This is a genomic window from Mesorhizobium sp. J428, from assembly GCF_024699925.1.
Taxonomy (GTDB): domain Bacteria; phylum Pseudomonadota; class Alphaproteobacteria; order Rhizobiales; family Rhizobiaceae; genus Mesorhizobium_A.
Genome location: NZ_JAJOMX010000001.1, coordinates 2961009 through 2975185, shown reverse-complemented (window position 1 = coordinate 2975185; position 14177 = coordinate 2961009). Strand labels below are relative to the sequence as shown.

Sequence of the window (14177 nt, the reverse complement as noted above, 5' to 3'; positions counted from 1 at the left end):
CCGCTGATCGTTGGCTCGTTGCCGGCCGCCGGCGCTCACGGAACCGCGGACGATCTGGCGACAAGATCATCGGCCACCGCGCCGGGCCGACCTCGCTGAACGGACGACCGGCCGGTCCCACTCCACGGCAGGCAAAAATGACACAAAGATGTTTCGGACGGGGCCGGCGTTCGGCTGGAAGCGCTCGATGACGGACTGCCGGGGACATTCCTGACCTGCCATGCGGCTGCGAAAGGCGGTCAAGGATCTCCACGCCGGCCAGTTGTCGCGCGAGTAACTCGACCGGTCGCTGGTCGAGGTGACCTTCGACGTGCTGGAGCAGGCAGCGTGCTTCTGCAAATGGGCGCCGGAGCAGGCGAACCTGGCTCCGGCGCAACAAGACCTTACGGCTTGGCAACAGCGGCCATATCGGCGCGCGCCTTCTCGACCAGATCGACCCCGATCTTTTCGCTGTACTCTTTCACGACAGGCGCAACGCGTTCGCCCATTGCTGCGAGCGCTTCAGGCGTAGGCTGGGTGATCTCGAAGCCCTTCTCCTTGAGCTGTTCCTCCAACTCCGCCGCCGCCTTGCGGGAAACTTCCCGCTGGAAAGCCGCCGATTCCTTTGCAGCTTCCATGACGGCTGCCTTGTCTTCCTCGGAGAGGCTCCCAAACCATTTCTGGCTCGCGAGAAGAACGAACGGCGTATACACATGGCCCGTCTTGGCCAGGTACTTCTGCACCTCGTAGAACCTGGCGGTGTAGATAAGGGCGTACGGCGTCTCCTGACCGTCGACGGCGCCATTTTCGAGGGCACTGTAAAGCTCGGGCCAGGGAAGCGGCGTCGGATTGGTGCCCAAGGCCGTCCACGTCGCAATGAACAACGGGTTAGGAATGACCCGGATGTTGATCCCTGCCATATCGTCCACCGTGTTGACGGGGCGAACCTTGTTGGTCATGTGGCGGAAGCCGTTATCCCACCAGGCCAGTCCGACGATGCCGGTCTTTTCCTTCAGCTGCGCAAACAGCTGCTCGCCGACCGCGCCGTCCATCACGGCATCGACCGCCGCGAAGTCCTTGTAGAAGAACGGAAGGTCGTAGATCATGAATTGCGGAACGACGCCGACGAGGTTGGGCGTGGGGCCCACCATGATGTCGATGAAGCCGGCCTGAACCGACGCCTGCATCTCCGGCTCGCTGCCGAGCACGCCGTTGCCGAACGTATCGATCTTGATGCGCCCGCCGGTCTTTTCTTCCACCAGCTTCGCAAAATGGCGCGAAGCTTGTCCGACCGGATGGTCCTCTGTAGGCACGTAGCCCAGGCGCGGGTTCTGAGCCAGGGCCGGAGCGGCAGCCAGAAGCCCCCCCAGCAGCGCCGCAGTTAGAAGTAATGCTTTCATAATTTAACCTCCCAAGAACGGTTCACCGGGAACCAGGATGCGTTGACTGTCACCAACGAAGGAGACAGGTCCGACAGTGCGAGAACGGCCATTCGGCCAATTGCTGCAGGTATGATGAACAGAACCCCACAATACACCAAGCTATTGCCTGCTGCCGCCGTCACCAAAGGTGGATGAGACCAGCGGCCCGCCCTCGCGATGAGAACGGGCCACCCGTAAGATCAGCTAGGATCAGTGGGGTCTTCCTCTTTCGATCGGGGGGACCGGAGGCTGGGTGGTCACCGGCCAATTATGCGTACCCCGCGGGTAGCCATTGATGGCAATCCGCGTGTCGAATCCCGGACAATGGTTCGCCGCCGAGTGCCAGCGGCCGGCCGGGACGTAGACGATATCGCCGGGCTCTGCGACAAAGAAGGGCAAGCCTTCGATGTTGTAGCTGATCTGACCTTCCATGATGAACCAGAACTCAGCATAGTCGACGTGGAAATGTCCGATGCTCGTGGCGGGCTGAGGGTTGCAATTGAACGCCTGGCCGCGGATGCGGTTAACGAACATGCGATCATCGCTTACGAATGCACCGGCCGCGGGCTGAGCAAAGAAGTCGTAGAAAATAGGCTCAGGCTGACGCGTCAAGCTGTCGGGGGCATCATGTCGACTCAGGTACCACACTTGATCCTTTCCATTGATCTTCGGTGGCTTGGGCAATGTTGCCGAGTCTTGCGGGTAAAGGAATGTGGAGTCTGCATTCCAGATTCCAAAGTGCAGCGACGGCGTTTCGCCCACGTTCTTCAGTGAATAGAGCCGGCGGAACGGAACCCGGATCATAAAGCCCTTGGTGGCGACAAACGGCGTCACACCCTCGATCGTGACTTCAACCTGGCCATCCCAGACAATGAAGGCGGTCTGGTGATCCGTGACGCGGATGGGCCTCGTCGAGTCGCCCACCTTCAAACCCACCCATCCAGCTCTCAGGTGTTTATCGTCGACGACCTTGTGGGTCCAACTTTTGGAAGGGTTTTTGCCGGCGAGGACCTCACTCAGCTTCGTATGCGGAACGTGCCCGTTCTCGTATTTCGCCAACTTTTTCGGCTTTGGCGTCCAAGAATACGTTGACTGTGCAAATTACTCCCGTCACGCCCACCGCGCTGACCGCTATCGCACCCAAGATAGCCAACCCGACTTTCAACAAGCTCCTCACGCTCTCCTCCTCCTCTATCGCTTGATCGTTGCCGACACCGAAAACCCGCTCAAACCTCCAAGCATCGAATTGAGAGAATGTCCATAATATGGACACGATGTCCAACAACTCATATTGGGCAGACTGTTGGCGGATTGTCAACGCCTCACCACCGCGCTTCAGAGCCTCGGGACGGTGGGACTCGATTCACCGCATAAGCCGATTGGCGTTGATGGCGGCTTCGCTGCATCGTCCGATTGGGGGGGCGCCTCGGCAGCCGATCGGATGCTCGAGGGTCCGAACACTAGGGCACGGGTGTGATCGCCGCTCCGTTCTGAAACCAGGCGATGACGTTCTGTGCCACCAGGTCCGCCATTGCGGTGCGCGTACTGACCGACGCGGATCCGATATGCGGCAGGATCGTCAGGTTATCGAGCGCCAGCAGGTCCTCGGAGACATTGGGTTCATCCGCGAGCACGTCGAGTCCGGCCGCCGCGATGGTTCCTGTGCGCAGGGCGCTGATCAGTGCAGCCTCGTCCACCACGGTTCCGCGACCGACATTGATGAACACGCCCTCGGGCCCGAGAGCGGACAGCACCTCAGCATTTACGCTGTTTGCGGTCGACGAGTCCCCCGGCACGATGGAGATGAGCGTATCGACGGCACTGGCAAGTTCCAGCAGGGAAGGGAAGTAGTCGATGCGCGACTCCCTCCGCCGGGCGCCGGCTGTGATAGGCAACAGGAAGCCCGAATGCTTCAATTCGTCGGGCGATGCAGCGACCGATCCGCCCCATTCCATAAATGCCGACCCTGCGGTTTCGCAGCGTCAGACGGCTGAGCGGGTAGTCCGATGTTTTCCACCGCCCCTCGCGAACGAACGCTTCCGCCTTGGGTATCTCGCGCACGACGCTGATAAGAAGCCCCAACGTGAGATCGGCGACCTCCTCGTTCAGGACATCAGGGGTGTTGGTGACGACGATATTCTTGCTGCGTGCGTAGGCAGCATCCACCGCGTCGTAGCCGACGCCGTAGCTGGCGACGATCTCAAGGTTGGGAAGGGCGTCGATGAACTGCCGATCGATTCTGGCGCGGCAGGCCACGCCACGAATTGACGCCCGCACCTCCGGGGACAGATGGGCGTGAATGTCAGAGTCAGGGGTTTCGACTAGCTCGAAATGCGTTCTGAGCATGGACCGGGCATGCTCGTGCATCCAGCCTGGTATCAGCACGGTGGCGGCGGGTTTCGACAACGGTTTTCCTTCCGGTTCCGGGGGCACTGCCGGCACGAACGGCCGCAGGTGAATCAGTGGTTGTCGCGCGGGAAGCCTTCGGATTGTGCAATGCGCTGAGCCGCGGACTTGATACTGGCTTCAAGTTCGCAGCGTCGGCTGGTCAGCTTCTTCGGCGAAATCAGCATGTCGGCGGTCCCAGTCCTCCAAGGCTGCCGTCAGTTTGACCATAATGTGGTCATTGTGTCCAAATTCTGATAAGGAACCGCAACCTCCTTGTCAAGACGGCGCGCACGCCGCAACCGCAAGGTGGAGCTTGACAAGTGCGCAGTTCCACCTAATGTTTGGACAAAATGTCCATATTATGGACTTAGCGATTCCAAAAAGGTCGCGCGCTCGCATTCACCGGCTGCACGAATGTGCCGAATGCCAGACGGTGGCTGCAGCGATGCATGGGCGGAATATCAAGGAGTGTGGCAGCGTGCATACTATAACCTATCTTACGAATATTAGTTTCGGCCTTGGGGCTTCCGATTCACTGGCAGAAATATTGCGCGAACTGGGCGTGTCTCGCCCGCTGGTGATCAGCGATCACGGCATCAAGGCTGCCGGTCTGCTGGATCGCCCGGGCTTCGTGTTCCTGAAAGCGGCGCCGGTCTTCCTGGACGTTCCCACCAACCCGACCGAAAGCGCGGTTGCCGCTGGTCTCGAACTGTACAGGCAGGGCGGCTGCGACGGCGTCGTGGCGATCGGCGGGGGCTCTCCGATCGATCTGGCCAAGGGCGTCGCGCTGCTCGCCACCCACGATGGTGAACTCGAGCGTTACGCGGCGATCCTGGGCGGAGTGGCACGCATCACCAGCGCAGTGGCTCCGCTCGTGGCCATCCCGACAACGGCTGGTACCGGATCCGAAGTCGGACGCGCGGCGCTGATTACGCTGGATGACGGCCGAAAGCTCGGATTCATCAGCCCGTTCCTGATCCCCCGCAGGGCGGTCTGCGACCCGGCCCTGACAATGGGACTACCCCCCGGTCTGACGGCCTCGACAGGGCTCGACGCTCTATCGCATTGCATTGAGACGTACCTTTCCCCCCGCTATAATCCGCCGGCCGAAGCGATCGCCACCGATGGCTTCAAACGCATCTGGCAGGCTTTGCCTGTCGCCTACGCGGATGGCGCGAACGCCGAGGCGCGGACAGAACTGATGATGGGAGCCCTCGAAGGGGGCATGACGTTCCAGAAGGGGCTTGGAGCCGTCCATGCGCTTAGCCACGCATTGGGCGGTCTCAAGGAGGCCAAGCTTCATCATGGGACTCTCAACGCCATCCTGATGCCGACCGTCCTTCGGTGGAACATGGAAATTGAGGCCGTGGCCAAGAAGGTCAGCCACCTCGAGAGCCTGGCGGGACTTGAAGGGACAACGCTCGCGGACGCGCTGGACGACTTGAATCGCAGTTTGTGCATTACGCCCAGACTGTCCGAGTTGGGCGTGACCCGTCAGGTCATCGATTGGGTGTGTGAGCGAGCCCTTGCGGACCACAGTCATCCCACCAATCCTCGCCCGCTGACCAAGGAAGACTACGCCGCGATCCTTGAGTCCGTCTTCTAGGCTGCGAACCCTCAGAGAATGAGCAAGGAGGTCATGTCGTGAAACCGATCGTGATCGTAACGGGCTCGAGCCACGGCATAGGCGCCGCGACGGCTCGGCTGTTCGCCGCCGAAGGCTACGATGTCTGCATAAATTACCTTTCAGACACCGCCGCCGCTTCCGAGGTCGTCGAGGACTGCAAGGCCGCGGGCGCCCGCGCCATCGCGGTACAGGGAGACGTGGGTAAGAAGGAAGACATCGAGGCTTTGTTCAGCGCCTGCGACGATGGACTTGGGCGAGTGACCTGCCTGGTCAACAATGCCGGGATCATCGGGAAAGCTGGAAAGATAGAGGAGTTGCAGCCTGCGGTGCTGGAAACCGCCTTCAGGATCAACGTCTTCGGCGTCATACTGTATCCAGGAGGCCGTAAAACGCATGTCCATCCGCAAGGGTGGCCAGGGCGGGACGATCGTGAACATGTCGTCGCTGGCGTCCTTCCTCGGCAGCCCCAACGAATACGTCCATTACGCCGCGACCAAGGGGGCAGTGGAATCCATCACATTCGGCGCGGGCAAGGAACTGGCGCCGGAGGGCATCCGCGTGAATGCCATACGTGTCGGGACCACCAACACGCGGATACACACACACGGCGGAAACCCCGAGCGACCAGCAAAGGTTGCGGCGGCAACTCCCATGGGCCGCATCGCCGAGCCTGAAGACATCGCGCGTGCAGCCCTGTGGCTTGCTTCTCCTGGCTCCGGGTTCGTAACAGGCACCCTGATCACGGTGGCGGGGGGGCTCTGATGCCCCGCAGTCGGGATATCTTACGATGGCTTGGAATCGATTGGGGGAGACCAGCATGAGCGCCAGCAACGGCAACGGATCGCGCAGCACGAAGCTGCGGTCGCGGGAGTGGTTTGACAATCCGGACAATCCGGGGATGACGGCGCTGTATCTGGAGCGTTATCTGAACTACGGCCTCACGCGCGACGAGTTGCAGTCGGGCAAGCCGCTGATCGGGATTGCGCAGACCGGCTCTGACCTTTCGCCCTGCAACCGCCACCATATCGAACTCGCCAAGCGCGTGCGCGACGGCATCGTGGCGGCGGGCGGGGTGCCGCTTGAGTTCCCGGTCCATCCGATCCAGGAGACCGGCAAGCGTCCGACAGCCTCGCTCGACCGCAATCTGGCCTATCTCGCTCTGGTCGAGGTGCTCTACGGCTATCCGCTCGACGGCGTCGTGCTGACCATCGGCTGCGACAAGACCACGCCGGCGCTGCTGATGGCCGCCGCCACGGTCAACATCCCGGCGATCGCGCTGTCGGTCGGCCCGATGCTGAACGGCTGGCACAAGGGCGAGCGCACCGGGTCCGGCACGGTCGTGTGGAAGTCGCGCGAGCGGCTTTCGGCCGGCGAGATCGATTACGACCAGTTCATGGAGATCGTCGCCTCGTCTGCTCCCTCCGTCGGCTACTGCAACACGATGGGCACGGCGACGACGATGAACAGCCTTGCCGAGGCGCTCGGCATGCAGCTGCCCGGTGCCGCGGCGATCCCCGCGCCCTATCGCGAGCGCGGCCAGATGGCCTACGAGACCGGCAAGCGCATCGTCGGCATGGTGCATGAAGACCTGAAGCCGTCCGACATCATGACGCGCGCGGCCTTCGAGAACGCCATCGTGGTGAACTCGGCGATCGGCGGCTCGACCAACGCGCCGATCCATCTCAACGCCATCGCGCGTCATCTCGGTGTCGAACTCGACAATGACGACTGGCAGGCGATCGGCCATCACGTGCCGCTGCTGGTCAACCTGCAGCCGGCCGGCGAATATCTCGGCGAGGACTATCACCATGCCGGCGGGGTGCCGGCCGTGGTTGCCGAACTGATGAAGGGCGGACTGCTGCCGAACCCGGACGCGATGACGGCGAACGGCAGGACGATGGGGCAGAACTGCGCCACTACCGAGAACATGGACGAGAAGGTCATCCGCCCGGTCTCCTCGCCGCTGAAGCGGGATGCCGGCTTCATCAACCTGAAGGGCAATCTGTTCGACAGCGCGATCATGAAGACCAGCGTGATCTCGCAGGAGTTCCGCGACCGCTACCTGTCCAATCCGCGCGATCCGGATGCGTTCGAAGGCACGGCGCAGGTCTTCGACGGGCCGGAGGAGTATCACGCCCGCATCGACGATCCCGCGCTCGGCCTGACCGAGCACACGATCCTGTTCATGCGCGGCGCGGGTCCGGTCGGCTATCCGGGCGCGGCCGAAGTGGTGAACATGCAGCCGCCCGCCTATCTGATCAGGAAGGGCATCCATTCGCTGCCCTGCATCGGCGACGGGCGGCAGTCCGGCACGTCGGGCAGCCCCTCGATCCTCAACGCCTCGCCGGAGGCAGCCGTCGGCGGCGGTCTTGCGCTGCTGCGCTCGGGCGACCGGGTGCGGGTGGACCTGCGCAAGGGCACGGCCGACATCCTCGTCACCGACGACGAGATCACGCGGCGTCGCGCCGAATTACAGAACAATGGCGGCTATCATTATCCGAAGCACCAGACGCCCTGGCAGGAGATCCAGCGCTCCATGGTCGACCAGCTCTCCGAAGGCATGGTTCTGAAGCCCGCCGTGAAATACCGCGACGTCGCACATACCAGCGGCGTCCCACGCGACAATCACTGAGGCGAGCTGCCGCATTCTCCCAACCGAAAGATTTCCCATGACCGACGACATCGTTCGCCGCTATGATTTCGCGATCGGCCTCGGCCGTCGCGCCGGCGAACTCGGCATGACGTTCTTCCACCGGACCAACCCGCGCGTTGCGTCCGACACCGATTATCAAGCGATGCTCGAAGCCAACCTGTAGGAAGCAAGCACACTATGTTCAGAAACCTGATCGGCGGCGAGTGGGTCGAAGGCCCTCGCGTTTCCCGCAACATCAACCCCTCGGACACGCGCGACGTCGTCGGCGAATTCGCGCAAGCCGACGCGGCCCAGGCCCGGCAGGCGATCGCCGCAGCCGCCCAGGCCCAGCCCGCCTGGGGCCTGTCCACCCCGCAGCAGCGCTTCGACATCCTTGATGCTGCCGGCGCCGAGATCCTGGCGCGCAAGGCCGAACTCGGCGACCTGCTCGCCCGCGAGGAAGGCAAGACCCTGCCCGAGGCCATCGGCGAGGTGGCGCGGGCCGGCAACATCTTCAAGTTCTTTGCCGGCGAAGCGCTGCGTGTCGGCGGCGACGTGGTGCCTTCCGTACGCCCGAGCGTCGGCGTGGAAGTCACCCGCGAGCCCGTGGGCGTCGTGGGCCTGATCACGCCCTGGAACTTCCCCATTGCGATCCCCGCCTGGAAGATCGCCCCGGCGCTCGCCTACGGCAACACCGTGGTGCTCAAGCCGGCCGATCTCGTGCCCGGCAGCGCCTGGGCCATCGCCGACATCCTGCACCGCGCTGGCCTGCCGGCGGGAGTGTTCAACCTGCTGATGGGCCGCGGCTCCGAAGTGGGCCAGGTGCTGCTGGACGACAGACGCGTCGACGCGATCAGCTTCACCGGCTCGGTGGCCACCGGCCAGCGCATCGCGCAGGCCTGTGTCGCGCGCATGGCCAAGTTCCAGCTGGAGATGGGCGGCAAGAATCCGATGGTGGTGCTCGACGACGCCGACCTCGACGTCGCGGTGAACGCGGCGTTGAACAGCGGCTTCTTCTCAACCGGTCAGCGCTGCACGGCCTCCTCGCGGCTGATCGTCACCGAAGGCATCCACGACCGCTTCATCGCTGCGATGGCGGAAAAGATGAAGGCGCTGAAAGTCGACGACGCGCGCAAGAAGGGCACCGACATCGGTCCCGTGGTCGACGACAAGCAGCTCGAGCAGAACCTTAGATACGTCTCGATTGCCGCTGCCGAAGGCGCCAAGCTGGTGGCAGGCGGCGAGACGATCGACAAAAATGACGACGGCGCGCCCGGCTACTACATGCGTCCCGCCCTGTTCGCCGAGACGACGGCGGCAATGCGCATCAACCGCGAAGAGGTGTTCGGCCCTGTTGTGAGCGTCATCCGCGCGAAGAATTACGATGAGGCACTGGCCTTGGCCAACGACACCGAGTTCGGTCTCTCCGCAGGCATTGCCACGACCTCCCTCAAATACGCGACGCATTTCAAGCGCCACGTGCAGGCCGGCATGGTGATGGTGAACCTGCCGACCGCGGGCGTGGATTATCACGTGCCCTTCGGCGGCCGCAAAGGCTCCAGCTACGGGCCCCGCGAGCAGGGTCGCTACGCCGCGGAGTTCTACACGACGGTCAAGACGGCCTATACGGCCGCCTGATCTGCGTCGCGCGCGGTAGCGTCACAAAAGGATCCTTGGCGCCCGTCAGGGCGCGCTTGGTGCCCGCGCCTCACCGACCTCGCGTCTGAGAAACAGATGATCCCGCCGGACCGAGAGGTCCGGCGGGATCATTGTAGAGAGCTGCAGTCCCGCTAAATCTAACGGAGGGCTGCGTGCCTTCCTGCGATGTAGCCCTGTGCGAGGGCTCGACCGTTCCCGTGCTGACTGAATCCGCCAGCAGCTTCGCCGGCGGCGTAGAGGCCGGGAATTGGCTGACCGGCAAAGTCGAGGACCTGGCTTGCGGCGTTGATGCGCAGGCCGGACCGGGGGTCGTGGAGCACCGGCGTCGACCAGGCGGCATAGAAGGGCGCCGTCTGGATCTTGTATTGTGGTGTCGGTTTGCCGAAGTCGGCGTCGGCACCCGCGTCAACAAAGCCGTTATGCCGAGGTCACCGTCTCGACCAGGTTGCTTGGCGGCATGGGAACCCGCTGATACGGCATGACGATCTTCGCTGCGAGTTCCTCCAGCGAGTTTGCCTGGAAGAAGAAACCGTCAGGATCGACATACGGCGGCGCCACATTCCAATTCCTGCGGGCCCTGGTCGTTTCATCGAAGATGGCCCAGATCGGGCCGCCGCCGTTGTGGCCGTCGCCGATTCCAGCCATCGCGGCGTTGATCCAGTTTTGCGGGTTCCATGTGATGTTTTTGGCGTTGAGGTAGCTGTCTTGAACGTACGGGTTGACCGAACGAGCGCTGTTCGTCCCGAATTGGCCCCCCGTCTCGTCGTAGAATCGCTTCCCGATCATGTTGACATGGATCACGTCCTGGAAGTTGTTGACGCTTAGTCCCCTGGCTTTCGCAAGCGGGAAGACAACGCTGGTGGGCAGCCACTCCAGGAACGAGTAGTTATACCGCGTTCCGATGCGGCTTGGCTTGGTGATGTTGGTGCCGAACTCGCCGGTCTGGTTGTGCGTGCCCGCAAGCGAGGCGCCGACATTCAGCCCTGCGAGGATGCCGCTGGCGTCCTGGAAGGAATAGGGCTCGCCGGCGACGCCGCAATACTCCGCGGTGAGCCGCGGGTCGAACATCCGGCGGTATTCGACATTCCCGTTTCCGCCGCCGCTCGCGATCACTATGCCCTTGCGTGCCTGAATGTTGACGGTGCGGCCTTGATGAGTGGCTTTGACCGCGGTCACGCCATGGTGCATCCGGTGCAGCGACTCCAGGCGGTGATTCAGCAGGATCTTCACCCCACGAGCTTTTGCTGCGGCCTCCAGCGGATATATGAAGCCGGGCCCTTGAGACGTCGTCAGACGTTGCGACTCGGGGCCTGCAAGCCGGTCCGGACCGAGACGTAGTCCATGATCGCCGTGTGCATCATGCGGTTGACCGAATTGCCGACCTCATTGCCGCCGACGTTGTCGACCGTGCTTCTCGTCCACCTGACGCCATGGCGGACCAGAAAGTCGTAAATGGTGAGGTTGATGTCGGCGAAAGCCCGGATGACCTCGCGATCGTTGTAGCGGTAGCTCGGAAAGCCGTTCGACTGGACGATGGACCAGTCGGTGAGATCGCGAAACAGAAGATCTGGCGTGTCCACGACGCCGGCCGCCGTCTGGGCAGGGGTTCCGCCTCCCAGGGGAATGTTGCCTGAGCTGACGATGCCGCGTCCCCCGATGTGAGGTTGCGCCTCGAGGACAATAACCGACGCGCCTGCCTCTGCGGCGGCGACTGCGGCGCCAAGGCCCGCCGAGCCGCAACCCACAACGACGACATCGGCGACACGTGGGCTCCCGCCATGGCCAAGGCCCGCGGCATTGCCAATGTTCACCTGGAAAATGCTGCTGCCTGCGGCGGCGATCCCGGCCCCGCCCTTCAACAATGATCGTCGGGTGACTTTCATTACGTCCTCCTCCTGATTTCAAAAATCAGCGCACGCCAGTCCGGCCCCTCATTCGGGCTTGTGTGGCAGCGTGGCTTCGATCCTCCCGTTGGAAGATTGCCCACAATATGGTCAAGATGTCCAACTACTCATATTGGGCAGACTATTCGCGGATTGTCAACGCCTCGCCGCCCCGCTTCAGAGCACAGCGATCAGATACCTGCCGGTTGGGTTGAACGTCATGGTTGCCACCTTCCCTTGACGGTGCGGGAGGGCTCGGCGGCCGATCGGATGCTGTGTCACGAGGTCTGCGGTGCGCGAAATAACTGACGCGGATCCGATTTAGCACAACCGACGACGATACCCTCATCGGCGAAGCATTTCTGTGCGGTCGCGCGTGACTTGAGGCGTGCGTAGTAGGCGGAGACGTTCTTGGGCAGATCAACTTTCTGTCGGTCTATCGCCCAGAAAAGAGTGTAGAAGAGCGCACTGTCGGCGATCGTCAGATTGTTGCCCATGATGAACGGTCGCTCGCCGAGCCGATCAGCGACGATATGATAGGCCTTGACGACGATCTCGCGCCCAGCGCTGACGACGGCTTGATGGTCAGTTTCGTTCACTGCAAATTTGGCTGGCCGGAGCATTCTGGACAGCCCTTGCATGTGGATCGTGCTGACGACGTAGTCGAGCATCTCCAATGTCTGGATCTCGCCCTCGAGATCGGGCGGCAGCAAGTTCCTGTCTGGGTTCGTGCGTGCCAGCCACAGCGCGACCACCGGATATTCCGTGAGCACCGACCCGTCCTCACGCTGCAGTGCCGGGACTTTGGACTTGGGGTTGATCGCGACATATTCCGGCTTGAACTGGTCACCTTCGCGGAAGTTCAGTCGGACCGTGTCGAAGGGCTTTCCGATCTCCTCAAGAAGGAACCGTATGCCGATTGAACATGCCCCAGGCGCAAAAAAGAGTCTCATCGCACGTCTCCGCTCGCCCTCAATAGATCGCCCGCGTGTCGACCGGCTGCCATCGCAGAAGGAACCGCTGCAGACCTGCAAACGCGAAATCGATGAGGACCATCAGCACGGTTACGGCGACGACCCCCGAAATCGCGCCGGCCATATCGGCCGAGTCGTAGGAAGAATGAATGTAGTGTCCGAGGCCGGAGTCGGACGCTAGAAACTCGGCGACGATCGCGGCATTGATGGCCCACGGAATGGCTGTCTTTAACGCAGCCATCACGAATGGAAGGGCGGAATTCCACAATACTTCGCGGATGAGCCGACCGGCCGGAGCGCCCAGAATTCTCCCCATCATCAACAACTTGACATCGACCGACCTGATGCCAGCGAAGGTCGAGACGAAGAGCATGAAGAAGACCATCAGCGAGACAAGCACCACCTTCGCCTCGATGCCGATACCGAACCACAAAATGATGATCGGGCTCAGAGCCAGCTTGGGGACGCCCATCAGGACCTTGACGATGGGCTCGACGGTGCGCGTAAGGCGGGGTGAAAGACTGAGCAGGAAGGGCAAGCCAATGCCCAGGCCGCCGCCGAAACAGAGCCCGAGCACCACGACGCTCAAGGTCGTCGCGGTCATCTGGAACAGTTCGCCTGACGTCGCCAGTTCCACGAGCCGGGCGAACACGTCCGCCGGCTGAGACAGCGCGTATGGCCCAACTCGGTTCGAAAGGAGCTGCCAGCCACCGATCAAGGCCAGCAGCAGCGCGACCCTTGCCCCAAGAAGCCTTAGAGCCTGAGAGGTGAACCCGATCGCTACGGGCGCATACGGAACGGTTCTTGCTGCGGTTGCCACTAGTTCACCTTTGACCGGATGCTGTTGTACAGCTTCGGAAAGCCGGGCATCGAAAACACGTCGTGTATGCTGCGAGGGCGCGGAATATCGATGTCGAACTCGCCGGCGATGCGTGCCGGCGAGTTCGTGAGAACGAGTGTCCGATCGCCGAGCGCGATGGCTTCTCCGATATCGTGCGTCACGAAGATGATCGTCTTCCGTCCAGCTTGCCACAGGTTGAGAAGGTCGGTCTGGAGGGAAATGCGCGTCTGCGCATCGACGGCGCCGAACGGCTCGTCCATCAAGATGACAGGAGGGTCGTATGCTAGCGTTCGGATGAGTGCCGCACGCTTGCGCATGCCGCCGGAAAGCTGGTGCGGATAGTAATTCTCGAAGCCGGCCAGTCCAACCGATTTCATCAGGTCAGCAGCGCGCTGTCGGGTGGCGGATGTCAGACGGTTCTGCACCTGCAGCGGGAAGAGCACGTTGTCGACCAGCGTGCGCCACGGCATCAGATTGTCTTCCTGGGTGACATAGCCGATCTCGCAGTTCCAACCCGGGTTGAGCATCCGGCCGTTGCCGTCGGAAATAACCTGCTGGCGCATCAGGATGGCGCCCGTCGTGGGCTTGTCGATCTGAGCCAATGCGTTGAGCATTGTCGATTTGCCCGAGCCCGAAGGTCCGACAATCGTCAGAAACTCACCCTCCCGTACGTGGAACGAAAGGTCCTTTATTATCCAAGGGCTCTCCTGACCACTCTGCGAGGCGAAGCGCTTGCCGAGATCACGTAGCTTCGAAAAGGGGATCTTCATTCA

Annotated in this window: 11 protein-coding genes and 3 pseudogenes; 5 read left to right on the top strand and 9 right to left on the bottom strand. The window is 62.2% G+C overall.

Annotated features, from left to right (window positions below):
* Positions 1–383: 383 nt before the first annotated feature.
* The 3 genes and pseudogenes from LRS09_RS15035 to LRS09_RS15025 form a co-directional block, all read right to left on the bottom strand.
* Entirely contained in the window at positions 384–1379 is a 996-nt protein-coding gene (locus LRS09_RS15035; RefSeq protein ID WP_257807599.1) for a TRAP transporter substrate-binding protein, read from the bottom strand.
* A gap of 231 nt (positions 1380–1610) precedes the next feature.
* Positions 1611–2459 carry a cupin domain-containing protein gene (locus tag LRS09_RS15030; protein ID WP_257807598.1) on the bottom strand — a complete coding sequence of 283 codons (849 nt, stop codon included), beginning with the start codon at positions 2457–2459 and terminating at the stop codon, positions 1611–1613.
* A gap of 401 nt (positions 2460–2860) precedes the next feature.
* Positions 2861–3806 (bottom strand): annotated as a pseudogene (locus LRS09_RS15025) (2-hydroxyacid dehydrogenase).
* Between the two features lie 460 nt (positions 3807–4266).
* On the opposite strand from LRS09_RS15025, the gene LRS09_RS15020 reads away from it, so the two are divergent.
* The 5 genes and pseudogenes from LRS09_RS15020 to LRS09_RS15000 all read left to right on the top strand — a co-directional run bounded on the left by LRS09_RS15020 (position 4267) and on the right by LRS09_RS15000 (position 9685).
* Complete coding sequence (locus tag LRS09_RS15020) at positions 4267–5394, top strand: iron-containing alcohol dehydrogenase (RefSeq protein ID WP_257810200.1); 1128 nt, start codon at positions 4267–4269, stop codon at positions 5392–5394.
* A 38-nt stretch (positions 5395–5432) separates the two neighbouring features.
* A pseudogene (locus tag LRS09_RS30310) lies at positions 5433–6177 on the top strand (SDR family oxidoreductase).
* Between the two features lie 55 nt (positions 6178–6232).
* Entirely contained in the window at positions 6233–8047 is a 1815-nt protein-coding gene (locus tag LRS09_RS15010) for an IlvD/Edd family dehydratase (RefSeq protein ID WP_257807597.1), read from the top strand.
* A 37-nt stretch (positions 8048–8084) separates the two neighbouring features.
* A complete protein-coding gene (locus LRS09_RS15005; protein ID WP_257807596.1) occupies positions 8085–8231 on the top strand; it encodes a hypothetical protein in 147 nt (48 codons plus the stop codon).
* Between the two features lie 14 nt (positions 8232–8245).
* A complete protein-coding gene (locus LRS09_RS15000; protein WP_257807595.1) occupies positions 8246–9685 on the top strand; it encodes an aldehyde dehydrogenase family protein in 1440 nt (479 codons plus the stop codon).
* Positions 9686–9843: 158 nt separating this feature from the next.
* Here the strand turns inward: LRS09_RS15000 and LRS09_RS14995 are convergent.
* From LRS09_RS14995 to LRS09_RS14970, 6 genes and pseudogenes are all read right to left on the bottom strand, one after another.
* Positions 9844–10098, bottom strand: a pseudogene (locus LRS09_RS14995) (FAD-binding protein); the annotation flags it as partial.
* A 25-nt stretch (positions 10099–10123) separates the two neighbouring features.
* On the bottom strand, positions 10124–10963 hold the full coding sequence (locus LRS09_RS14990) for an FAD-binding protein (RefSeq protein WP_257810199.1): 840 nt from the start codon (positions 10961–10963) through the stop codon (positions 10124–10126).
* A gap of 32 nt (positions 10964–10995) precedes the next feature.
* Positions 10996–11565, bottom strand: a complete 570-nt coding sequence (locus LRS09_RS14985) for an FAD-dependent oxidoreductase (RefSeq protein WP_257807593.1) — start codon at positions 11563–11565, stop codon at positions 10996–10998.
* Between the two features lie 302 nt (positions 11566–11867).
* Positions 11868–12542, bottom strand: coding sequence for a glutathione S-transferase family protein (locus LRS09_RS14980; RefSeq protein ID WP_257807592.1), 675 nt, complete (start codon positions 12540–12542; stop codon positions 11868–11870).
* Positions 12543–12561: 19 nt separating this feature from the next.
* The gene (locus LRS09_RS14975; protein ID WP_257807591.1) at positions 12562–13383 is read right to left on the bottom strand and encodes an ABC transporter permease; all 822 of its coding nucleotides are present in this window, start codon (positions 13381–13383) and stop codon (positions 12562–12564) included.
* Positions 13383–14174 carry an ABC transporter ATP-binding protein gene (locus LRS09_RS14970; RefSeq protein ID WP_257807590.1) on the bottom strand — a complete coding sequence of 264 codons (792 nt, stop codon included), beginning with the start codon at positions 14172–14174 and terminating at the stop codon, positions 13383–13385. Before LRS09_RS14970 ends, LRS09_RS14975 begins: the two co-directional genes overlap by 1 nt.
* Between the last annotated feature and the right edge of the window lie 3 nt (positions 14175–14177).

Bases quoted from the DNA above. Each gene is read 5' to 3' on its own strand.
- LRS09_RS15035 (WP_257807599.1), bottom strand. From the start codon at position 1,379: ATGAAAGCATTACTTCTAACTGCGGCGCTGCTGGGGGGGCTTCTGGCT.
- LRS09_RS15010 (WP_257807597.1), top strand. From the start codon at position 6,233: ATGAGCGCCAGCAACGGCAACGGATCGCGCAGCACGAAGCTGCGGTCG.
- LRS09_RS15005 (WP_257807596.1), top strand. From the start codon at position 8,085: ATGACCGACGACATCGTTCGCCGCTATGATTTCGCGATCGGCCTCGGC.
- LRS09_RS15000 (WP_257807595.1), top strand. From the start codon at position 8,246: ATGTTCAGAAACCTGATCGGCGGCGAGTGGGTCGAAGGCCCTCGCGTT.
- LRS09_RS14980 (WP_257807592.1), bottom strand. From the start codon at position 12,542: ATGAGACTCTTTTTTGCGCCTGGGGCATGTTCAATCGGCATACGGTTC.
- LRS09_RS14970 (WP_257807590.1), bottom strand. From the start codon at position 14,174: ATGAAGATCCCCTTTTCGAAGCTACGTGATCTCGGCAAGCGCTTCGCC.